This window comes from Hydrogenophaga sp. IBVHS1 (assembly GCF_002127265.1).
Lineage (GTDB): Bacteria > Pseudomonadota > Gammaproteobacteria > Burkholderiales > Burkholderiaceae_C > Hydrogenophaga.
Genome location: NZ_NFUU01000001.1, coordinates 1,104,170 through 1,124,540, shown reverse-complemented (window position 1 = coordinate 1,124,540; position 20,371 = coordinate 1,104,170). Strand labels below are relative to the sequence as shown.

At 65.9% G+C, this 20,371-nt stretch carries 17 protein-coding genes; 10 read left to right on the top strand and 7 right to left on the bottom strand.

Annotation, left to right across the window (positions count from 1 at the left end):
• Window positions 1-52: 52 nt before the first annotated feature.
• On the top strand, window positions 53-2,368 hold the full coding sequence (locus tag CAP37_RS05420; protein WP_086123237.1) for a penicillin-binding protein 1A: 2,316 nt from the start codon (window positions 53-55) through the stop codon (window positions 2,366-2,368).
• Between the two features lie 7 nt (window positions 2,369-2,375).
• Here the strand turns inward: CAP37_RS05420 and CAP37_RS05415 are convergent, their stop codons facing one another.
• The 4 genes from CAP37_RS05415 to CAP37_RS05400 form a co-directional block, all read right to left on the bottom strand.
• The gene (locus CAP37_RS05415) at window positions 2,376-3,356 is read right to left on the bottom strand and encodes a nitronate monooxygenase family protein (RefSeq protein ID WP_086123236.1); all 981 of its coding nucleotides are present in this window, start codon (window positions 3,354-3,356) and stop codon (window positions 2,376-2,378) included.
• 24 nt (window positions 3,357-3,380) lie between these two features.
• Window positions 3,381-5,168, bottom strand: a complete 1,788-nt coding sequence (locus CAP37_RS05410; RefSeq protein ID WP_086123235.1) for an acyl-CoA dehydrogenase — start codon at window positions 5,166-5,168, stop codon at window positions 3,381-3,383.
• A 78-nt stretch (window positions 5,169-5,246) separates the two neighbouring features.
• Window positions 5,247-6,179, bottom strand: a complete 933-nt coding sequence (locus CAP37_RS05405) for an electron transfer flavoprotein subunit alpha/FixB family protein (RefSeq protein WP_086123234.1) — start codon at window positions 6,177-6,179, stop codon at window positions 5,247-5,249.
• An 11-nt stretch (window positions 6,180-6,190) separates the two neighbouring features.
• Window positions 6,191-6,940, bottom strand: a complete 750-nt coding sequence (locus tag CAP37_RS05400) for an electron transfer flavoprotein subunit beta/FixA family protein (protein WP_086123233.1) — start codon at window positions 6,938-6,940, stop codon at window positions 6,191-6,193.
• A 326-nt stretch (window positions 6,941-7,266) separates the two neighbouring features.
• Between CAP37_RS05400 and CAP37_RS05395 the strand changes: the two genes are divergently transcribed.
• From CAP37_RS05395 to CAP37_RS05385, 3 genes are all read left to right on the top strand, one after another.
• Entirely contained in the window at window positions 7,267-8,280 is a 1,014-nt protein-coding gene (locus CAP37_RS05395) for a TRAP transporter substrate-binding protein (RefSeq protein ID WP_086123232.1), read from the top strand.
• Between the two features lie 81 nt (window positions 8,281-8,361).
• On the top strand, window positions 8,362-8,880 hold the full coding sequence (locus CAP37_RS05390; protein ID WP_086123231.1) for a TRAP transporter small permease: 519 nt from the start codon (window positions 8,362-8,364) through the stop codon (window positions 8,878-8,880).
• Complete coding sequence (locus tag CAP37_RS05385; protein WP_086123230.1) at window positions 8,877-10,172, top strand: TRAP transporter large permease; 1,296 nt, start codon at window positions 8,877-8,879, stop codon at window positions 10,170-10,172. The genes CAP37_RS05390 and CAP37_RS05385 overlap by 4 nt, the downstream gene beginning before the upstream one ends.
• On the opposite strand, the gene CAP37_RS05380 is transcribed toward CAP37_RS05385, so the two are convergent.
• Both CAP37_RS05380 and CAP37_RS05375 read right to left on the bottom strand, forming a co-directional pair.
• Window positions 10,159-11,484 (bottom strand): mechanosensitive ion channel family protein, encoded by a 1,326-nt coding sequence (locus tag CAP37_RS05380; protein WP_086123229.1) that lies wholly within the window; start codon window positions 11,482-11,484, stop codon window positions 10,159-10,161. The two genes, CAP37_RS05385 and CAP37_RS05380, sit on opposite strands and share 14 nt — an antisense overlap.
• Window positions 11,485-11,490: 6 nt before the next feature.
• The gene (locus CAP37_RS05375) at window positions 11,491-12,444 is read right to left on the bottom strand and encodes a histone deacetylase family protein (protein WP_086123228.1); all 954 of its coding nucleotides are present in this window, start codon (window positions 12,442-12,444) and stop codon (window positions 11,491-11,493) included.
• Window positions 12,445-12,470: 26 nt separating this feature from the next.
• Between CAP37_RS05375 and CAP37_RS05370 the strand changes: the two genes are divergently transcribed.
• Genes CAP37_RS05370 through mltB form a run of 4 tightly spaced genes read left to right on the top strand, consistent with a single transcriptional unit; the run spans window position 12,471 to window position 17,484 of the window.
• A complete protein-coding gene (locus CAP37_RS05370) occupies window positions 12,471-13,391 on the top strand; it encodes a MoxR family ATPase (RefSeq protein ID WP_086124830.1) in 921 nt (306 codons plus the stop codon).
• A gap of 3 nt (window positions 13,392-13,394) precedes the next feature.
• Window positions 13,395-14,378: a DUF58 domain-containing protein gene (locus CAP37_RS05365; protein WP_086123227.1), complete on the top strand. Its 984-nt coding sequence runs from the start codon at window positions 13,395-13,397 to the stop codon at window positions 14,376-14,378.
• Window positions 14,375-16,396: a DUF3488 and transglutaminase-like domain-containing protein gene (locus tag CAP37_RS05360; protein WP_086124829.1), complete on the top strand. Its 2,022-nt coding sequence runs from the start codon at window positions 14,375-14,377 to the stop codon at window positions 16,394-16,396. Before CAP37_RS05365 ends, CAP37_RS05360 begins: the two co-directional genes overlap by 4 nt.
• Window positions 16,363-17,484, top strand: a complete 1,122-nt coding sequence (gene mltB / locus CAP37_RS05355) for a lytic murein transglycosylase B (protein WP_256926876.1) — start codon at window positions 16,363-16,365, stop codon at window positions 17,482-17,484. Before CAP37_RS05360 ends, mltB begins: the two co-directional genes overlap by 34 nt.
• A gap of 10 nt (window positions 17,485-17,494) precedes the next feature.
• Here the strand turns inward: mltB and CAP37_RS05350 are convergent, their stop codons facing one another.
• The gene (locus tag CAP37_RS05350) at window positions 17,495-18,295 is read right to left on the bottom strand and encodes an IclR family transcriptional regulator (RefSeq protein ID WP_086123226.1); all 801 of its coding nucleotides are present in this window, start codon (window positions 18,293-18,295) and stop codon (window positions 17,495-17,497) included.
• A gap of 146 nt (window positions 18,296-18,441) precedes the next feature.
• Between CAP37_RS05350 and CAP37_RS05345 the strand changes: the two genes are divergently transcribed.
• Both CAP37_RS05345 and CAP37_RS05340 read left to right on the top strand, forming a co-directional pair.
• Window positions 18,442-19,263, top strand: coding sequence for an SDR family NAD(P)-dependent oxidoreductase (locus CAP37_RS05345; protein WP_086123225.1), 822 nt, complete (start codon window positions 18,442-18,444; stop codon window positions 19,261-19,263).
• A gap of 49 nt (window positions 19,264-19,312) precedes the next feature.
• On the top strand, window positions 19,313-20,329 hold the full coding sequence (locus CAP37_RS05340) for a TRAP transporter substrate-binding protein (RefSeq protein WP_086123224.1): 1,017 nt from the start codon (window positions 19,313-19,315) through the stop codon (window positions 20,327-20,329).
• The last annotated feature ends 42 nt before the right edge of the window (window positions 20,330-20,371 follow it).

The following is a 20,371-nucleotide window of genomic DNA, read 5'->3' as shown; positions in this document are numbered from 1 at the left end:
CGGGCTTCGCAGCGCACATTCGCTTCACACCAATCCGGGACAATTCGTCTCCATGTTTGTGCCTACCTTGCGGCGCGCGCTCCTGGGCTTCACCCTGATCGCCGCCACCCTCTCCGTGCTGCCTTCGCGTGCGTCGACCTTCGATCTGCCGCCGCTGGACCGCATCGTTAACTACCAACCCAAGCTGCCGCTGCAGGTGTTCACCGCCGACGGCGTGGAGATCGCGCAGTTCGGTACCGAGCGGCGCGAATACGTGCCGCTCACGCGCATGCCCCGGCAGCTGCAGCAGGCGGTGCTGGCAGTGGAAGACGCGCGCTTTCGCGAACACTCGGGTGTGGACCCCAAAGGCATCGCGCGCGCACTGGTGGCGGCCATCACCGGCGGGCAGCGCCAGGGGGCTTCCACCATCACGCAGCAGCTGGTGCGCACCATGCTGCTCACGCGCGAGTTCTCGGCGGAACGCAAGGCCAAGGAAATCTGGCTTGCGCTCAAGCTTGAACAGGAAATCTCCAAGGACCGCATCCTGGAGATCTACCTCAATGAAATCTTCCTGGGCCAGCGTGCCTACGGCTTCGCGGCAGCGGCGCAGATCTACTACGGCAAACCGCTGGACAAACTTTCGCTGGCCGAAACCGCCATGCTCGCGGGCCTGCCACAGAACCCCTACTACGCCAACCCGGTGGCCAACTTCGAGCGCGCCACCCAACGCCAGCGCGTGGTGCTCGCCCGCATGCGCGCGGTGGACGCCATCACCGACCAGCAGCTCGCGGCGGCTCGCGCCGAAAAGCTCGTGATCCGCCAGCCCGGGCTGCGCAGCGTGCACGCCGCGCACGTGGCTGAAATGGCGCGCCGTGCCGTGGTGGATCGTTTCGGCACCGAGGCGTATTCCAGCGGCATCAAGGTCACCACCTCGCTGCGTGCAGCAGAACAGCGCGCGGCCCACGCGGCGGTGCAACGCGGCGTACTGGCATTCGACCGGCGCGGTGCCTGGCGCGGCCCGGAAGACCTGGAGTCCCTGCCCGCGAAAGAAGGTGCCGAGCTGGAGCGCGCCGCCGCCGAGGCACTGAAAGACCACCGCGACGACGAGACGCTGCGCGTGGGCATCGTGCTGGCGGCCAGCCCCAAGGCATTGCAGGTGCAACTGACCAGCGGAGAGCGCGTCACCGTGCAAGGCGAAGGCTTGCGCTGGGCACAGCGTGGGCTCGACGCGAAGGCCAAGGCACCGCTGAAAATCCAGCGCGGCTCCATCGTGCGCGTGGTCACCACGGGCAAGAACAAGGCCGGCGCTGTGTGGGCCGTGTCGCAATGGCCAGAAGCAGAGGCCGCGCTGGTCGCCATGGACCCGCAGACCGGCCGCGTGCGCGCGCTCGTGGGCGGTTTCGACTTCACCCGCCAGCCGTTCAATCACGTCACCCAGGGCTGGCGCCAGCCCGGCTCTGCGCTGAAGCCGCTGCTGTATTCGGCCGCACTCGAAGCGCGTGTGATGCCCGCCACCATGGTCGACGATCTGCCCTTCACCGCCGCCAACGGCTGGAGCCCGAAGAACAGCAACGACCAGTTTTCCGGCCCGATCTCCGTGCGCGAGGCGATCGCGCGATCGAGCAACCTGGCCAGCGTGCGCGTGTTGCAGCACACCGGCACCCAGGCCGCACGCGACTGGACCGGCCGCTTCGGGCTGGACCCGGCACGCCAGCCCGACAACCTCACGCTGGCACTGGGCACCGGCAGCGCCACACCGATGCAGATGGCGCAGGCTTACGCCACGATTGCCAACGGTGGCTGGCGGGTGGCGCCGGTGGTGATCGAGAAGATCACCGATTCACAAGGCAAGGTGCTGTTCGAGGAACCACCGCCTGTGACGCTGACGGAAGAGAACCGCGCCATCCCCGCACGCAACGCATTTGTGATTTCCAGCCTGCTCAACGACGTGGCGCGCACCGGCACCGCCGCGCGCGCGCAGGCCACGCTCAAGCGGCCCGACCTCTATGGAAAGACCGGCACCACCAACGACGCGGTGGACGCCTGGTTTGCGGGCTATCAACCCTCGCTGGCCACCGCAGTGTGGATCGGCTACGACCAGCCGCGCGGCCTGGGTGGCGCGGAGTCCGGCGGGCGGCTTGCGCTGCCGATCTGGATCGACTTCATGGGCGTGGCACTGAAGGGCACGCCTGTGGCGCCGCAGCCCTCACCGCCGGCTGGGCTGGTGCGCGAAGGCGACGACTGGCTCTACGCCGAGTGGGCCGAAGGCGGCTGGGTGTCGGCCATATCCGACCAAGGGGGCGTGGAGTACGCCCGCACCTTCGCGGGCGACCTCGGCAAGATCTTCGACTCCCTGGGCAACTGGTTCAGGAGCGGGCCAAGGCCCTGACCCGTGTTCAGCCCGCGCAGATGCGGGCTTTGGCTTCGGCGTATTCGCGCTTGAAGCGCGCCACCATCTCGGCAGCGGGCATCACCTCACGGATGGCGCCAATGCCTTGTCCGCATCCCCAGATGTCGCGCCAGGCCTTGGCGGCGTTGGCGCCTTCTCCGGTCGAGAAGTTCATCTTGCTCGGGTCGCTCTGCGGCAGGTTGTCCGGGTCCATTCCGGCGTTCCTGATGCTGCCCTTCAGGTAGTTGCCGTGGATGCCGGTGTAGAAGTTGCTGTAGACGATGTCGTCTGAATTGGAGCTGGTGATCATCTGTTTGTAGCCGTCCACCGCGCGCGCTTCTTCGGTGGCAATGAACGCCGAGCCGATGTAGGCGAGGTCGGCACCCATGGCCTGCGCGGCCAGGATGGCACCGCCAGAAGCGATGGCGCCCGACAGCGCAATCGGGCCACCAAACCATTCGCGAATTTCCTGCACCATGGCGAAGGGGCTCTTCACGCTGGCGTGACCACCCGCACCGGCCGCCACAGGAATCAGGCCATCAGCGCCCTTCTCGATCGCCTTGTGCGCAAACACGTTGTTGATCACGTCGTGCAGCACGATGCCGCCCCAGCTGTGCACACCCTGGTTCACATCTTCGCGAGCGCCCAGGCTGGTGATGATGATCGGCACCTTGTACTTGGCGCACAACGCCATGTCCTGCTCCAGCCGGTCGTTGCTCTTGTGCACGATCTGGTTGATGGCGAAGGGCGCCGCCTTGTTGTCCGGGTTGGCTTTGTCGTGCGCCGCCAGGGCCTCGGTGATCTCGGCCAGCCACTCGTCCAGCTGCGATGCCGGGCGCGCGTTCAGCGCCGGCATGGCCCCGATCACCCCCGCCTTGCATTGGGCAATGACGAGCTTGGGGTTGCTGATGATGAACAGCGGCGAGCCGATCACCGGGAATTTCAGGTTCTTCAGGACGGGCGGAAGGCTGCGGGCGGGTGCGGTCATGAGGTCTCCGGATGAAGGGTCGGGTCAGAAAGCTTCTGCGCTCAGCGCGGTCACGGCCTCGGCGCCGTCCACGATCGCATCGCGAACGCCAGGGACGCGGCTGAGGATGTGGTCTGCGTAGAAACGCGCGGTGGTGATCTTGGTCTGCATGAATGCCACGTCCTGTCCCTTGGCGGACAGTTCCTCGGCCACCAGCAGCGCGCGTGCCATCTGCCAGCCCGCCATGAGATTGCCGGCCAGCATGAGATAGGGCACGCTGCCTGCAAAGGCCGCGTTGGGGTTGCTGCGCGTGTTCGCTGCAATGAACTCCACCACGTCCACAAAGGCCTGGCGCGCCGCCGTGAGGCGCTTGCCCACCGCCTGTGCCTGCGCGCTGCCGGCAGCCAGTGCCTTTTCGGTCTGCTCGATCTGCGCAGCAATGGCCTTGGCCGCCGTGCCGCCATCGCGCGAGGTCTTGCGGCCCACCAGGTCGTTGGCCTGGATCGCCGTGGTGCCTTCGTAAATGGTGAGGATCTTCGCGTCACGGTAGTACTGCGCCGCGCCGGTTTCCTCGATGAAGCCCATGCCACCGTGCACCTGCACGCCCAGGCTGGTCACTTCCAGGCTCATCTCGGTGCTGTAGCCCTTCACCAACGGCACGAGGAATTCGTAGAAGGTGGCGTTCTGCTTGCGCACCTCGGCATCCGGGTGGTGGTGCGACGCGTCGTAGGCGGCAGCGGCCACGGTGGCCATGGCGCGGCAGCCTTCGGTGGAGGCGCGCATGGTCATCAGCATGCGCTTCACATCGGGGTGGTGAATGATGGGCGCGGCCGCGCTCAGCGAACCGTCCACCGGGCGGCTCTGCACGCGGTCGCGCGCGTAGGCCACGGCCTTCTGGTAGGCCCGCTCCGCAATGGCGATGCCCTGCACGCCCACGGCGTAGCGTGCCGCGTTCATCATGATGAACATGTATTCCAGGCCGCGGTTCTCCTGGCCCACGATGTAGCCGACCGCACCACCATGGTCGCCGTACTGCAGCACGGCGGTGGGGCTGGCCTTGATGCCCATCTTGTGCTCGATGCTCACGCAGTGCACGTCGTTGCGCGCGCCCAGCGAGCCGTCCTTGTTCACCATGAACTTCGGCACCACGAACAGGCTGATGCCCTTCACGCCTTCGGGCGCACCTGTCACACGGGCAAGCACGAGGTGCACGATGTTCTCGGCCATGTCGTGCTCACCGTAGGTGATGAAAATCTTGGTGCCGAACACTTTGTAGCTGCCATCGGGCTGTGGCTCGGCGCGGCTGCGCACCGCCGCCAGGTCTGAACCCGCCTGCGGCTCGGTGAGGTTCATGGTGCCGGTCCACTGGCCGCTCACCAGCTTCTCCAGGTAGATCGCCTTGAGTTCATCGCTGCCGGCGGTGATCAGCGCTTCGATGGCGCCATCGGTGAGCAGCGGGCACAGCGCAAAGCTCATGTTGGCGCTGTTGAGAATCTCGCCGCAGGCCGCACCAATCGTCTTGGGCAGACCCTGGCCGCCAAAGTCGGTGGGGTGCTGCAAGCCTTGCCAGCCGCCCTCGGCGTACTGCCTGAACGCCTCCTTGAAGCCAGGCGTGGTGGTGACCACACCGTCCTTGAACGACGACGGGTTCTTGTCGCCCTCCCAGTTCAGCGGTGCGATCACATCCTGGTTGAGCCGGGCGCACTCCTCCAGCACCGCCTGCGCCGTTTCCAGGCCGGCGTCTTCAAAGCCTGGCATCTGCGCCACCTGGTCGATGCGCGCCAGGTGCTCGATGTCGAACAGCATGTCCTTCAGGGGTGCGATGTAGCTCATGGGGTTGTCTCCACAGGATTCACGGATGCAGATGCGACAAGGGCATCGCGAACGATGCCCTTGTGTTGTTCAGAGGGCTCAGAGTGCCTTGATCAGTTCGGGCACGGCCGCGAAGAGATCGGCCTCCAGGCCGTAGTCGGCCACCGAGAAGATCGGCGCCTCGGGGTCCTTGTTGATCGCGACGATCACCTTGGAATCCTTCATGCCGGCCAGGTGCTGAATGGCCCCGGAGATACCGGCTGCAATGTAGAGCTGCGGCGCCACGATCTTGCCGGTCTGACCCACCTGCCAGTCGTTGGGCGCGTAGCCTGCGTCCACCGCCGCGCGGCTCGCGCCGAGCGCTGCGCCCAGCTTGTCGGCCAGGGGCGTCATCACCTCGTTGAACTTCTCGGCGCTGCCCAGCGCGCGGCCACCGGAAACGATGATCTTGGCGGCCGTGAGTTCGGGGCGGTCGCTCTTGGCGATCTCGCTGCCCATGAACTTGCTCTTGCCGTCGTCGGCCGCAGCCGTGGCGGTCTCCACCGCTGCGCTGCCACCCGTGGCCGCTGCCGGGTCGAAGCCGGTGGTGCGCACGGTGATGACCTTGGTGGCGTCCTGCGCCTGCACGGTGGCGATCGCGTTGCCGGCGTAGATCGGGCGCTCGAACGTATCAGCGCTGATGACCTTGGTGATGTCGGAAACCTGGGCCACGTCCAGCGCAGCGGCCACGCGGGGCGCCACGTTCTTGCCGCTGGCGGTGGCGGGGAACAGGATGTGGCTGTAGTTGGAGGCCATGCCCAGCACCTGTGCGGCCACGTTCTCGGCCAGGCCGTGTTCGAAGCCTGGCGCGTCGGCGTGGATCACCTTGGCCACGCCAGCGATCTGCGCGGCGGCGGCGGCCGCAGCACCCGCGTTGTGTCCTGCGATGAGCACATGCACGTCACCCCCACATTGAGCGGCGGCGGCAACCGTGTTGAGAGTCGCGCCCTTGACGGAGGCGTTGTCGTGTTCGGCAATAACGAGTGCGGTCATTTGTCGGTTCCTCAGATCACTTTGGCTTCGTTCTTCAGCTTGTCCACCAGGGCGGCCACATCGGCCACCTTGATGCCGGCGCCGCGCTTGGGCGGCTCGCTGACCTTCAGGGTCTTGATGCGCGGCGTCACGTCCACGCCGAGGTCTTCGGGCTTGAGGATGTCGAGCTGCTTCTTCTTGGCCTTCATGATGTTGGGCAAGGTCACATAACGCGGTTCGTTCAGACGCAAGTCGGTGGTGATGACCGCCGGCAGCGTGATCGACAGCGTCTCCAGACCCCCATCCACCTCGCGCGTGACGCTGGCTTTGCCATCGGCCACTTCGACCTTGCTGGCAAACGTGGCCTGCGGCAGGCCGGCGAGTGCGGCCAGCATCTGGCCGGTCTGGTTGCAGTCGTCGTCGATCGCCTGCTTGCCCAGGATCACGAGTCCAGGTTGTTCCTTGTCGACCAGCGCCTTGAGCAGCTTGGCCACGGCCAGCGGCTGCAGTTCCACGGTGGTCTCCACCAGGATGGCGCGGTCGGCGCCGATGGCCATGGCGGTGCGCAGGGTCTCCTGGCACTGCGTGACGCCGCAGGACACGGCGATCACTTCGGTGACCACGCCCTTCTCCTTCAACCGCACGGCTTCTTCCACTGCGATTTCGTCAAACGGGTTCATGCTCATCTTGACGTTGGCGATGTCCACGCCAGTGCCGTCGCTCTTGACCCGCACCTTGACGTTGTAATCCACCACGCGCTTGACGGGGACGATGACCTTCATGCTGCTTTGCTCCTGATGATTGGGGAAACGCTCGCCTCGAATTGACGTGCACGTCAACGAGGCATTGTATGCGGGCCATCCGGCCTGACTCGCTGGCACCTTCCTTGAGAGGGGGGTATCCAGACACAAGCGAACGACCGTGCTTTTTCTGCATTGTAGTGGCTTGTGATTGCACCCCCTCACTGTCGCCACGACGACCATTAACCAACCACGCGGTCGGCGAATCCGGGTAAGTCTGGAGGCGACAAACGCGGGTGCTCGCCTATAGTGGGACATGCTCAACTGCTTATGTTGAGTAATCAACGATCCCACCCAGGAGACTCTGCATGAAACTTCGCTTGCTTGTGGCTGCGGCCCTTTCGTCCTCCGCGTTTTTGAGCGGCGCGGCTTCAGCCCAGACGGTGTTTTCCGTTTCCAGCTGGGTCGGCCCAGCGCACACCCTGAGCATGGCGCAGAAGACCTGGTGCGACCAGCTGGAGAAAGACAGCGCCGGCCGCATGAAGTGCAACATCCTGCCCAAGGCCGTGGCTGCTGCGCCCGGCACATTCGACGCAGTGCGCGATGGTCTGGCAGACATTTCCTTCACGGTCGACGGCTACACGCCGGGCCGCTTCATCAACACGCAGGTGGCCGAGTTCCCCTTTCTGGGCAACAGCGCCACCGCGACCTCGGTGGCCTACTGGCGCATCTACAACAAACACTTCGCGCCGCTGGGCGAGCACCGCGGCGTGAAGGTGCTGTCGGTGTTCACGCACGGCCCCGGCATCATCTTCAACGCCAAACAGCCGGTCACATCCGCAGCGGACGCCGCGAAGCTCAAGTTCCGCATTGGCGGCGGCAACATCAATGAACTCTCGAAGGCCATGGGCTGGAACACCACGCTCAAGCCGGCGCCCGAGTCGTTCGAGCTGCTCTCCACCGGCGTGATGGACGGCACGTTCTTCCCCGATGAGTCCATTGCCTCGTTCAAGCTGAGCATGATCAAGCACGCCACCACGTTCCCGGGTGGCCTCTACAACACCAGCTTCGTTTTCATGATGAATCCGGCGAAGTACGACGCGCTCTCGGCGCAGGACAAGGCCGTGGTGGACAAGCTCTCTGGCGAAACCGCAGCCCGCACCTTCGGCGAGGGCTGGGACAAGGTGGACGCGGCCAGCCGCGAGCTTCAGAAAACCCAGGGTGTCGTGCGCGTTCAGGCCGACGATGCTTTCGTGAAGGCCGTGGCCGCCAAGCAAGGTGAGCTGGAAGACAAGTGGGCCGCGGCCGCCTCGGCCAAAGGCCTGAAGGATCCGAAGGCGGTGCTGGCCGAATTCCGCGCCGAGATCGCCAAGGCGAAGTAAGCTCGCGCTTCTCGAGGCCTGCCCTTCAAGGCCGGCGGAGCACCTTGCCCGCCGGCCTTTTCACATCAGGACATCAACATCATGCTCAAGACGCTGGAGCGCATGCTGCGCTGGTCTGCCGGGCTCATGGCCGCCATGGCCCTGTTTGCCATCATGTGGCTCACGCTCGTGGACGTGACCGGCCGCCGCTTTTTCAACCACTCGGTTCCCGGCGGGCTCGAGATCACCGAGATCCTCATGGTCATCGTGATCTTTGGCGCCCTGCCCATGGTGTCGTGGCGCAGTGAGCATGTGGTGTTCGATTCGCTCGACGCCTTTCTCCCTGACTGGGCGCGCGCCATCCAGGCGCGCCTGGTCAACCTGGTCTGCGCAGCAGCGTTTGGGTTCCTGGCCTACCTCATGACCACGCGCGCGGCGCGCTTCGCCGAATATGGGGACACCACCGTGCACCTGCAGCTCGCCATTGCGCCCGTGGCCTGGTTGATGGCGCTCTTCCTGTTGCTCACCGCGCTGGTTCACCTGCTGTTCGTGTTCGTCGTGGTGCCCGTTGCTTCACCCCACCATCCCGCACCCGCCGTCGTCGAAGGAAGCTCCACATGATCGAAGCACTGGTGGGCTTCCTGGCCGTCTTCGCGATGGCCTTCCTCCGTATTCCACTGGCCGTGGCCATGGCCATTGCCGGCATGGTCGGCATGGGTCTGCTGCGGGGCTGGCAGCCGGCGTTCGCCAGCACCAGCCAGGTCATTTTCGAAACCGGCTTTCACTACGTGCTGTCGGTGATTCCGCTGTTCGTGCTCATGGGCAACCTGGTGGCACGTGCGGGCATGGCGCGCGAACTCTTCACCGCCGCCAATGCGTTTGTCGGCCACCGCAAGGGCGGCCTGGCCATGGCCAGCATCATTGCCTCCGGCGGTTTCGGCTCCATCTGCGGCTCCTCCATCGCCACCGCGGCCACGATGGCGCGCGTGGCGTATCCGGAGATGAAGGCGCACGGCTACAAAGACACGCTCGCCACTGGCGCCATCGCCTCCGGCGGCACACTGGGCATCCTCATCCCACCGTCCACCATCCTGGTGATCTACGGGATCATCACCGAGACCGACATCGGCAAGCTCTTCGTGGCCGGCATCCTGCCGGGCCTGGTGGCCATCACCTGCCTTTGCCTAGGGGTGGTCTATGTGACCTGGCGCGATCCGTCAGCCGGTCCGCGCGCGGACAAGTTCACCTGGGCACAACGCTTCGCGGCCATCCGGGGCATCTGGGGCGTGGTGGTGCTGTTCGCGCTGGTGATCGGCGGCATCTACGGCGGCGTGTTCACAGCCACGGAAGGGGCCGGTGTGGGTGCAGCAGGCGCGTTTTTCTTTGCACTGCTGCGCGGCACTCTCACGCCAAGGGTGCTGATGGACATCCTGGTCGAAAGCACGCGCACCACGGCGATGCTCTTCACGATCCTGATCGCCGCGATGATCTTCACCAACTTCATCAACTTCACCACCATGCCGGGCGACCTGCGCGACTTCGTGCTGCAGTTCAGCCCTCACCCGGTGATGGTGGTCGTGGTGATGATGGGCATCTACCTCGCGCTGGGCATGGTGATGGAAGAACTGGCCATTGTGCTGCTGACCATACCGGTGTTCTTCCCCGTGATCACGGGCCTCGGGTTCGACCCCGTGTGGTTCGGCATCCTGATCGTCACCATCGTCGAGATCGGCATGATTTCGCCGCCGGTCGGGCTGAACCTTTTCGTCATCAACTCGCTGTTGCCCGGCGTCAAGCTGGGCACCATTTACCGCGGTGTCTGGCCGTTCGTCATGGCGGACGTGGTGCGCCTGGGCATCCTGATTGCGTTCCCGACGATCGCGCTCTGGTTGCCCAGTTTCATGAACCGCTAGGCGGCGGCTCCGCAGCCTGAGGATCCTCGCGCAACGGGCGTCGCAACACGTGCAGGACACGTTGCGGATAAGGGATTTCGATGGCGTTCTCGCGCAAGGCCTTCAGCACGCTGAAATTGATCAACGAGCGGATGTTGAGCGTGCCGTTCTCTGGATCAGCGATCCAGTACCCCAGTGTGAATTCCAGCCCGTCTGCCCCAAAATTGGACAGCGCCACGGACGGCGCTGGCTCCCTGAGGACCCGCTCATGCTGCATCGCAGCCGCCAGCAGGACGCGCGTCACCATGTCGACGTCGCTGTCGTAGGCCACGGAAACGACCGTGGATTGCCACACGCGGTTGTCCGCGAGCGACAGGTTCTCCACGCGGTTGATGATGAGCAGCTCGTTGGGCACGATCGATTCGCGCCCCGTGGGAGACCGGATGACCGTGTAGCGGGCGTTGATGTCGGTGATGCGACCCTCGAAATTGTCGACCCGCACGTTGTCGCCAATGCGCATGCTGCGCTCGGCCAGGATCACAAAGCCGCTCACGTAGTTGGAGGCCAGTTTCTGCAGACCGAAACCGATGCCCACACCGATGGCGCCGCCGAGCACCGACAGGGCGGTGAGGTCGATGCCGACAGCGGACAGCGCAATGATCAGGCCGACGAACATGAGCAGCGCCCGAGTGGCGTTGCTCACGGCCTTGCGCAGGGAAAGGTCGCTGCCCACCGCCTTGCGCAGAAGGCGCGTTTCAATGGCTGATGACACCCACAAAGAGAGGATCAACACCGCGCCTGCAGTCACTGCGCCTTCGATCAGCGTGCGCAGACTCAGCGTGGTGGCGCCGATCTTCCAGGAGATGTCGTCAAGTTCCGCAAGAATGACCGGCAGCAGGCCACTGACCCACAACACCATGGCCAGCCACGCCACCCACGAAATGGTGCGTTCCAGCGCCCGCACCCAGGGCGCGGTCGTGAAGGCCACCTGAAGCACCTTCACGCCAACGCGAATGACCACCAGCGCCACCAGCACCGGTATGGCCACCTTGAACGCCGCCAATGGCATCAGCTTGGTGATGAGGGCCCGCGCCACGTAGGCCAGCAACAGCAACACCAGCGGAAACATCACGCCGTCGACCAGACGCCGTCCGAACAGCACAGAGGTTTTCTCCTGCTCCATGCGCAGGGCCTTGCGCAGCGCCCAGCTCATGCCCAGCGCGACCGCAATGCAGCCAGCCAGCGCGGCCAGTTCCACCAGCACTGTGGGCTGGGCGAAGCCCGCCAGCCAGAGGTCGAAGTCGTCGATGGGTTTGGGAGAAGCGGTTGCCATAGGTGTTCAGACGTCGGCGAGCACCCGAAGGTGCGCTTCCACGCTCCGGCCGAGCGCGCTCAACGCGTAGCCGCCCTCCAGACAGCTCACGATGCGGCCCTTGGCGTGGCGCTCTGCCACCTCCTTGATGCGCGAGGTCATCCACGCGTAATCGCTCTCCACCAGGCCAAGCTGGCCCATGTCGTCTTCGCGGTGGGCGTCGAAGCCCGCGCTGATGAAGATCATCTGCGGGCGGTGCGCTTCCAGCCGGGGCAGCCACATCATGTCGACCAGTTCGCGGATGTCCATGCCCTTGGTGTAGGCAGGCACCGGCAAGTTGACCAGGTTGGACGCCGTGGAGTGCTCGCAAACCGGGTAGAACGGGTGCTGGTAGAAGCTGCACATGAGGATGCGCTCGTCGCCGGCAACGATGTCCTCGGTGCCGTTTCCGTGGTGAACGTCGAAATCGATGATGGCCACGCGCTGCAGGCCGTGGCGCTCCAGCGCGTACTTGGCTGCCACGGCCACGTTGTTCACAAAGCAGAAGCCCATGGCCTGGTTGCGCGTGGCATGGTGGCCCGGCGGGCGCACAGCGCAAAAGGCGTTGGCCATTTCACCGGCCATCACCGCATCGGTGGCGTCGATGGCAGCGCCCGCAGCCATCAGGATCGCGTCCCAGCTGTGCGTGTTGATGGCGGTGTCGGGGTCCACGTGCGCGTGGGTGGGTCCGCCGGCGGAGATGTCTTCCTTGAGGCTCTCGCACAAGCCGCGAAGTGCGGCAAGGTGCATGCGGCCATGGGCGAGTTCAAGATCGGCAAGGGAGGCCGCGGTGGCTTCCCGGCGCTCCAGCGCCACGTCGAGCCCGGAGATGAGCAAGCGGTCTTCGATGGCGTCCAGCCGTTCGGGGCATTCCGGGTGGCCGGCGCCCATTTCATGTCTCCAACAATCCTTGTGGGTGAAATACCCGGTGGCCTGGCTCATGACGGTTTTACGGTATGGTTCGCGGCATGCAAGCCGACGCAAGAATCCAACTGCTGCTGAGTCAGCTTAACACGGTGATCGTGGGCAAATCGCAGCAGGTTTCGGACTGCGTGGCGTGCTTGCTGGCCAATGGGCACCTGTTGATCGAAGACGTTCCCGGCGTTGGCAAGACCACGCTGGCGCATGCCCTGGCGCGCTCTTTCGGTCTGCAGTTTTCGCGCGTGCAGTTCACCGCCGACCTCATGCCGAGCGACCTGGTGGGCGTGTCGATCTACGAGCGCGGACGGGAAGATTTCGTGTTCCACCCGGGCCCCGTGTTTGCCCAGGTTCTGCTGGCCGACGAGATCAACCGCGCCAGTCCCAAGACGCAGAGCGCGCTGCTCGAGGCCATGGAAGAAAAGCAGGTGACGGTGGAGGGTGAAACGCGAGCACTGCCCGAGCCTTTCTTCGTGATCGCCACGCAGAACCCGCACGACCAGCTGGGCACTTACGCCTTGCCCGAATCGCAGCTCGACCGCTTCCACATGCGCCTGTCCATCGGCTACCCCGACCGCGCGGCCGAACGCGAACTGCTGCGCGGGCAGGACCGGCGCGACATGCTTGAGCGCCTGCCCCCTGCCCTCACCCCGGCCGACCTGGCCGACCTGCAGCGCACCGTGAGCCAGGTGCACACCGCCGAGCCAGTGCTCGAATACCTGCAAGACCTGGTGGCCGCCACGCGCAGCGGCCGCTGGTTTGCGCAGGGCCTCTCGCCACGCGCGGCGCTGGCGGTGGTGCGCTCGGCCAAGGCCCAGGCCTACCTGAACGGGCGCGACTACGTGGCGCCCGACGACATCGCCGCCATCCTGCCGCAGACGGTGTCTCATCGCTTGATTCCGGTGCGCGACGCGGGGCGCGGGCCAGTGGAGCAGGTGCGCGCGATGCTGGAAGCGGTGCCCCTTCCCTAGGCGATGGACAGCCCCATTCGCCTGGTTCGCGAGCGGGTGCAACGCTGGTGGCACAGCCGCCTGCCGCGCACGGACACGCTCACCCTCACACAGCGCAACGTCTACATCCTGCCCACGCGAGCGGGCTGGATGCTGGCTTTCACGCTGCTGATCCTGCTGCTCGCCAGCATCAACTACGAGCTGAACCTGGGTTACCTGCTCACCTTCCTGCTCGCCGGCACGGCGGCGGTGGGCATGCACGTGTGCCACGGCAACCTGCGTGGCACCACCCTGCACCTGAATGCACCCGAGCCGGTGCATGCGGGGCAGGCAGCTCTGCTCGATGTTCGCCTGTCCAGCGAGCGGGCGCGCACGCGCTACGGTATCGGCATGGGGGTGATTGGTGCGGATGTGGCCCATGCTCCGCTGGCGTGGACGGACGTGCCCGCGCAGGGCAGCACCACGCTGCAGGTGAGCTGGCCCGCGCCGAGCCGGGGCTTGCACACGCTGGCGCCGCTCACCGCGCACACGTTGTTCCCGCTCGGCACCTTTCGCGTCTGGACCGTGTGGCGCCCGGCGTCCCCGGTGCTGGTGTATCCCGAGCCTGAAAGCCACCCACCGCCACTGCCACCGGGTGAGCCGCAGGCGGGCAGCTCGGGCCTGGCGCGCGTGCAAAGCACGGGCGAGTTCGATGGCGTGCGCGCCTACCAGCGCGGCGACCCCATGAAAGCCGTGGTCTGGAAAAAGGCCGCGCAGGCCTTTGCATCTGGCCGCGATGAACTGGTGAGCCGCGACGCGCTCTCCAGCCAGCGCCAGCAGCTCTGGCTGGACCATGCGAAATGCGGCGCCAGCAACCTGGAGGCTCGCCTCTCGCGCCTGACGGCCTGGGTGCTGATGGCCGACCGGCTGGGCATGGACTACGGCCTGCGCGTGCCAGGCCGCGAGATTGCGCCCGACCAGGGCGCAGCCCACCGCGCGCGCTGCCTGGAGGCGCTGGCCCTGTGCTGAAGAAACTCCATCAATCGCTGACGAGTCTGCCCCGGGAAACGCGTGACACGCTGTTCCTTCTGGCCGTCATCGGCTGGGTGGTGTTCCTTCAGGTGGGCCACATTCCCTGGTGGTGCGGATTGCTCACCGCCGGAGTGCTGGCGTGGCGCACCACGCTCACCTTGCGCGGCCTTCCCTTGCCCGGCTGGCCGTGGCGCATCGGCCTGCTCGCCCTCTTGCTGGGCGCCACCTGGGCCACCCACAGCACCATTCTGGGGCGCGATGCCGGGGTCACGCTCATCGTGGTGCTGCTGGCGCTGAAGACGCTGGAGATGCGCGCGAAGCGAGATGCTTTCGTCATCTTCTTCCTCTCGTTCTTCATGCTGCTCACGCACTTCTTCTACTCTCAGACCTTGCTCACGGCGGCGGGCATTTTGATCGCCCTCATGGCGCTGCTGACCGCGCTGGTCAATGCCCACATGCCGGTGGGACGCCCCAGTCTGGGGCAGGCCGCGCGCATTGCTGGCGGCATGGCGCTCATGGGCGCGCCCATCATGCTGGTGCTGTTTCTGCTGTTCCCGCGCCTCTCGCCGCTTTGGGGTACGCCGGGTGACGATGCGGCGGGCCGCAGCGGCCTCTCCAACAGCATGCGGGTGGGCCAGATCGCCCAGCTGGTGCTGGACGACAACATTGCCCTGCGCGTGAAGTTCGAAGGCCCGCCGCCGCCGCAAGGTCAGCTTTATTTCCGCGGGCCGGTGCTCAGCGATTTCGATGGCGCCGAATGGCGGCCCGTCCGATCGGGCTTCCCCGACGCGCTGGCGCTGCCCCCCGATCTTGTGGTTTCGGGCGAGGCGGTGCGCTACGAAGTGACCATGGAAGCCAACCGCCGGCCGTGGCTGTTCCTGCTGGAAGCGGCCACGCAGGCGCCCGAGCTTCCCGGCGTGCGCGTGCGCATGACGCGCGAGCTGCAGTGGATCACCGACCGGCCCATCGGCACGCTGGTGCGCTACCAGGCGCAAAGCCACACCAGCTTCCGCCACGGGCCGCTCGAACCCGCGGTGGCACTGCAAGACCACATCGAACTGCCGCCTGGCTTCAACCCGCGCACGCTCGCCCTCGCCCAGGACCTTCGGCGCCTGCATGGCAGCAACAACACCGCCCTCATCAATGCCGTGCTCGACAGGCTGCGCACCGGTGGCTACACCTACACGCTGGAGCCGGGTGTGTACGGGCAGCACACGGCCGATGAGTTCTGGTTCGACCGCCGCCAGGGCTTCTGCGAGCACATTGCCAGCAGCTTCGTGGTGCTCATGCGCGCACTCGACATCCCGGCGCGCATCGTCACCGGCTACCAGGGCGGTGAGGTCAATGGCGTCGATGGCTTCTGGACTGTGCGCCAGCGCGACGCGCACGCCTGGGCCGAGGTCTGGCTGCAAGGCCAGGGCTGGGTGCGCGTGGACCCCACCTCCGCCGTCTCGCCGGGGCGCATCGGCTCGCTGCAAAGGCTCACCGCGCCCGAGGGGGTGCTGGCCGGTGCCCTGCGCAACCTCAACCCCACGCTGATCACGCAGATGCGCGAGGTGTGGGAGGCCGTGAACAACCGCTGGAGCCAGTGGGTGCTGAACTACACGCAGGGGCGCCAGCTCGACCTGCTGAAAAGCCTGGGGTTCCAGTCCCCCAACTGGACCGATCTGGTCACCGTGCTGCTTGGCGTGGTGGTGCTCGCCAGCCTGATCGGCGCCGGCTGGACGCTGTGGGAGCGCCAGCAGCACGATCCCTGGCTGCGCCTGCTGCGCCGAGCGCGAAGCCGCCTGAACGCCGTCGGCATTCCCAGCGCCGACCACACTCCGCCCCGCGAACTCGCGCGCCAGGTGCAACAACGCTGGGGACCGCAGGCCGACATTGCACAATGGCTGCTTCGGCTGGAAGCCCAGCGCTACAGCCGGCCCGATTCCGGAAACCCCATCTCCCTCGCCGCCCTGCAGCGCGAGTTCAGGCAACTGGCATGGCCCAGAAAAAATTCCACACCCGCTTCCTGATGCAGACCGCCATGTTCGTGGCGGCTTCCATCACCCTCACCTTCTCCCCGAGCGCCTGGGCGCAAGGCAACGGCAGCCCGGCCAAGACACGCCCTGTGGCCAGGCAGGCCGCCGCGCCCTTCCTCTACGCACAGAGCGACGCCGCCATGGCCTTTGCCACCGACCTGGCTCTGCGCCGCGACCTCGACCCGGCCTGGGTGCGCCAGCAGATCGGCCAGGCTCAGCGCCTGCCGGTGGTCATCCGCCTCATGCAGCCGGCGCCCAGCGGCACACCGAAAAACTGGGCTGCCTACCGGGCGCGTTTCATCGAGCCAGTCCGCCTGCGCGCCGGCCAGCAGTTCTGGGAGGAAAACCGCGCAACGCTGGCGCGCGCCGAGGCCGAGTACGGCGTGCCCGCCAGCCTCATCGTGGGTGTCATCGGCGTGGAAACGCTGTATGGCCGGCATAAAGGCACGCACAAGGTGATCGACGCACTCACCACCCTCGCCTTCGATTTCCCGGCCAGCCACCCGCGCGCGGCCGTGCGCAGCGAGTTCTTTCGCAGCGAGCTCGAGCAGTACCTGAGCCTCACCGAGCGCACCGGCACCGACCCGCAAAGTTTGCTGGGCAGCTACGCCGGCGCCATGGGCTGGCCGCAGTTCCTGCCCAGCAGCTGGGTGAAGTACGCGATCGATTTCGACGCCGATGGCAAGGTCGATCTTTTCAACAACACGGCCGATGTGATCGGCTCGGTGGCCAACTACTTCAAGGCCTTCGGCTGGCAGAGTGGTCTGCCCACGCACTACCCGGTGCGGTTCGATCCCAACCAGAGCAAGGACGACCTCGACGCCCTGCTCGCACCGGACATCCTGCCCAGCTTCAGCGTGGAAAGCTTCAACGCCAGAGGCGCGGTGGTCGACAGCCCCGCCGCCGCGCAACACACCGGCAAGCTCGCCCTGGTGGAACTGGAGAACGCCGGGGCGCCTTCCACCTTTGTCGCGGGCACGGAGAACTTCTACGTGGTGACGCGCTACAACTGGAGCAGTTATTACGCGCTGGCGGTGATCGAGCTCGGGCGCGAGGTCGAGGCGCTGGTGTCGGCCCGCTGAAGCGACGCGCTCACACCGAGCCTTCCTGCTCCGCCCGGCTCATCACGTCGCGGCTCACACGCACCATGCGCTCGCCCAGCACCGCCCGGCGCATCGGATGCAATCGCGCTTCGCTGGTCACCAGCACGATGGCTGCCACGGGGCGACCGTCCTTGCGCAGCAGGGGAACACCCAGCGCCCAGTAGTGCGGCACCACGATGCCGGGGATGACGGCAAAGCCGCGTTCACGCGTTTCGCGCAACAGCGGGCGGATCACCGAAACCGGTGACTTCGGGTAGTGCTTGTCAATGAAGGGGCCGTTCGCGCGCAGCGCGGCTTCGGCTTCTTCTTCCGGCAGCGCGGCCAGAATGGCCAGGCCACCGGCGCCCACGCCGAGCGGATGCCGATCGCCGACGCGAAGCGCATCGGGCGGAATCGGCACATCGCCGGTTTCGCGCGAGAGGCAGATGGCCTCGAAGCCCTGCACCACGGAAAAGAACACCCAGTCGCCTGTTTCCAGTGCCAGCGCGCGCAGCGAGACCATGGCCAGGCGCTGCAGGGTGTAGCTCGGCTCTGCTGCCAGGCCCACAGCGAAGGTTTCGGGCCCCAGGCGGTAGCAGCGCGAGGCGGCGTCGTGCACCACAAAACGCTCGTCCACCAGCGTCTGCGTGAGCCGCACCGCCGTGGCTTTGCTTAACGACAGGCGGCGTCCGATGTCGCTGATGCGCATGCCGTCGGGCTGGCTGCGGGCGAGCAGCTTGAGGATGGCCAGCCCGCGACGCAGCGTCTGGGCGCCGGGCGTCTCGCCAGCGGCAAGTCCTGTTTCGTTCATGTTGGTGGAAACCCGCGGTGGTTGGTCTACATGGTGAACCAAATTCTGGTCGGACCTGGCAGCTTCCCTCTTCCCAGGCCCCCAGCGGCCCTGACAAGATCGGCAAGACGCTTCACATAATGAACTAAAACCTGGACGACAACACGATGAACACCCCCAGGCAACATTCCGGCCGGGTCGCCCTGGTCACCGGCGCTGCCAGCGGCATCGGCCTGGACATTGCGCACGGGTTGTCGCGGCAGGGCGCCACCGTCTGCCTCGTGGATCGCAACGGCCCAGCGGCGCAGGAAGCAGCGCAAGCCATCGTCGACGCAGGTGGGCAGGCAGAAGCCTTTGTGGTGGACCTCGCCGACATGGACGCAATCACCGCCATGCTGGCGCAGGTGAGCAAGCGCCACGAGGTGATCGACATCCTTATCAACAACGCTGGCATTGCGCTCAACCAGCCCGCCACCGCGCTGGCGCTTTCGCAATGGAACGCGACGCTGGCGGTGAACGTGACCGCGCCCATGGTGCTCACGCAGCATGTGCTGCCTGGCATGAGGGACAAGGGCTGGGGACGCGTCGTCAACGTGTCGTCCATCAGCGGCGTTCGCGCCGGCACCGGCCGCCTGGCCTACGGCACGTCGAAGGCCGCACTCATCGCCATGACCGGGCAGTTCGCCATCGAGGCGGCGGAATGGGGTGTCACGGTCAATGCGATCGCGCCTGGCTTTGTCGACACGCCCATGATCCGCACCCTTCTCGGCAGCTCCAAGCCCTCCACCTTGCTGGCCGCATGCCCCATGAACCGCTTCTGTTCGCCCCAGGAAGTCTCGAGCGCGGTGCTCTTTTTCACCTCCGAGGACGCCTCCTTCATCACGGGCCAGACGCTGGGCATCGACGGCGGCTTTCTGGCCAGTGGTCTGTTCATCCGCAACCTGTTCGAGATTCCGGCCGCCACGCCCGCGCAGAACGTCGCGGCCTGAGTCGGCAACCCCTTTCTTCACCCCGCACCACAACGATAGGAGACAGACGATGACCTTTTCCCGCCGCACCCTCATCAAGGCCACGGGCATCGCAGCGGCCAGCTGCGCCGCGCCGCTGAAGCTGGCTTACGGCCAGAGCGCCGAGTTCACCTTCAAGTACGCCAACAACCAGCCGCCCGCGCACCCCATGAACGTGCGCGCCAAGGAGGCGGTAGAAGCGATCAAGAAGGAAACCAATGGCCGCATGGAGATTCAGCTGTTCCCGAGCAACCAGCTGGGTTCGGACACCGACACGCTGAGCCAGCTCCGCTCGGGTGGCGTGGAGATGTTCAACCTCTCGGGCCTGATTCTCTCGACGCTGGTGACGCCCACCGCGCTCAATGGCCTGGGCTTCGCGTTCCCCAACTACGACGCCGTGTGGAAGGCCATGGATGGCGACGTCGGTGCGTACATTCGCGCGCAGATCGGCAAGGCCAATCTGGTCGCGCTCGACAAGATCTGGGACAACGGCTTCCGCCAGACCACCACGTCCACCAAACCCATCGTGACGCCAGCCGATCTGGAAGGCTTCAAGATTCGCGTGCCGGTGTCACCGCTGTGGACCTCCATGTTCAAGGCGTTTGGCTCTTCGCCGATCTCGATCAACGCGTCGGAGATGTACACCGCCCTGCAGACCAAGGTGGCCGACGGCCAGGAGAACCCGTTTGCGGTCATCTCCAACTTCAAGCTCTACGAAGTGCAGAAGTACTGCTCGCTCACCAACCACATGTGGGACGGCTTCTGGACGCTGATCAACAAGCGCGCCTGGGACCGCCTGCCACCGAACATCCGCGACATCGTGGCCAAGCACCTGAACGACGCCGCCATGAAGGAACGCGTGGACGTGGCCGCCAACGAAGCCACGCTGCAGAAAGACCTGACCGCCAAAGGCATTGTGTTCAACACGCCGAACACCGCGCCCTTCCGCGACAAGCTGCGCAGCGCCGGCTTCTACGCAGAATGGAAAGCCAAGTTCGGTGACGAAGCCTGGGCGGTGATGGAGAAGTACACCGGCAAGCTCGGCTAACCCCCCGCCGCGCTTCGCGCGACCCCCCTTCGGGGGGCGGCA

Coding starts and splice junctions, on each gene's coding strand:
- CAP37_RS05410 (WP_086123235.1), bottom strand. CDS start 5,168: ATGAGCTACATCGCACCCCTGAAGGACATGCTGTTCGACATCGAGCAC.
- CAP37_RS05415 (WP_086123236.1), bottom strand. CDS start 3,356: ATGACCGCACCCGCCCGCAGCCTTCCGCCCGTCCTGAAGAACCTGAAA.
- CAP37_RS05350 (WP_086123226.1), bottom strand. CDS start 18,295: ATGAACGAAACAGGACTTGCCGCTGGCGAGACGCCCGGCGCCCAGACG.
- CAP37_RS05380 (WP_086123229.1), bottom strand. CDS start 11,484: ATGGCAACCGCTTCTCCCAAACCCATCGACGACTTCGACCTCTGGCTG.
- CAP37_RS05385 (WP_086123230.1), top strand. CDS start 8,877: ATGATCGAAGCACTGGTGGGCTTCCTGGCCGTCTTCGCGATGGCCTTC.
- CAP37_RS05375 (WP_086123228.1), bottom strand. CDS start 12,444: ATGAGCCAGGCCACCGGGTATTTCACCCACAAGGATTGTTGGAGACAT.
- CAP37_RS05405 (WP_086123234.1), bottom strand. CDS start 6,179: ATGACCGCACTCGTTATTGCCGAACACGACAACGCCTCCGTCAAGGGC.
- CAP37_RS05345 (WP_086123225.1), top strand. CDS start 18,442: ATGAACACCCCCAGGCAACATTCCGGCCGGGTCGCCCTGGTCACCGGC.
- CAP37_RS05390 (WP_086123231.1), top strand. CDS start 8,362: ATGCTCAAGACGCTGGAGCGCATGCTGCGCTGGTCTGCCGGGCTCATG.
- CAP37_RS05365 (WP_086123227.1), top strand. CDS start 13,395: ATGGACAGCCCCATTCGCCTGGTTCGCGAGCGGGTGCAACGCTGGTGG.
- CAP37_RS05370 (WP_086124830.1), top strand. CDS start 12,471: ATGCAAGCCGACGCAAGAATCCAACTGCTGCTGAGTCAGCTTAACACG.
- CAP37_RS05420 (WP_086123237.1), top strand. CDS start 53: ATGTTTGTGCCTACCTTGCGGCGCGCGCTCCTGGGCTTCACCCTGATC.
- CAP37_RS05400 (WP_086123233.1), bottom strand. CDS start 6,940: ATGAAGGTCATCGTCCCCGTCAAGCGCGTGGTGGATTACAACGTCAAG.
- mltB (WP_256926876.1), top strand. CDS start 16,363: ATGGCCCAGAAAAAATTCCACACCCGCTTCCTGATGCAGACCGCCATG.
- CAP37_RS05340 (WP_086123224.1), top strand. CDS start 19,313: ATGACCTTTTCCCGCCGCACCCTCATCAAGGCCACGGGCATCGCAGCG.
- CAP37_RS05395 (WP_086123232.1), top strand. CDS start 7,267: ATGAAACTTCGCTTGCTTGTGGCTGCGGCCCTTTCGTCCTCCGCGTTT.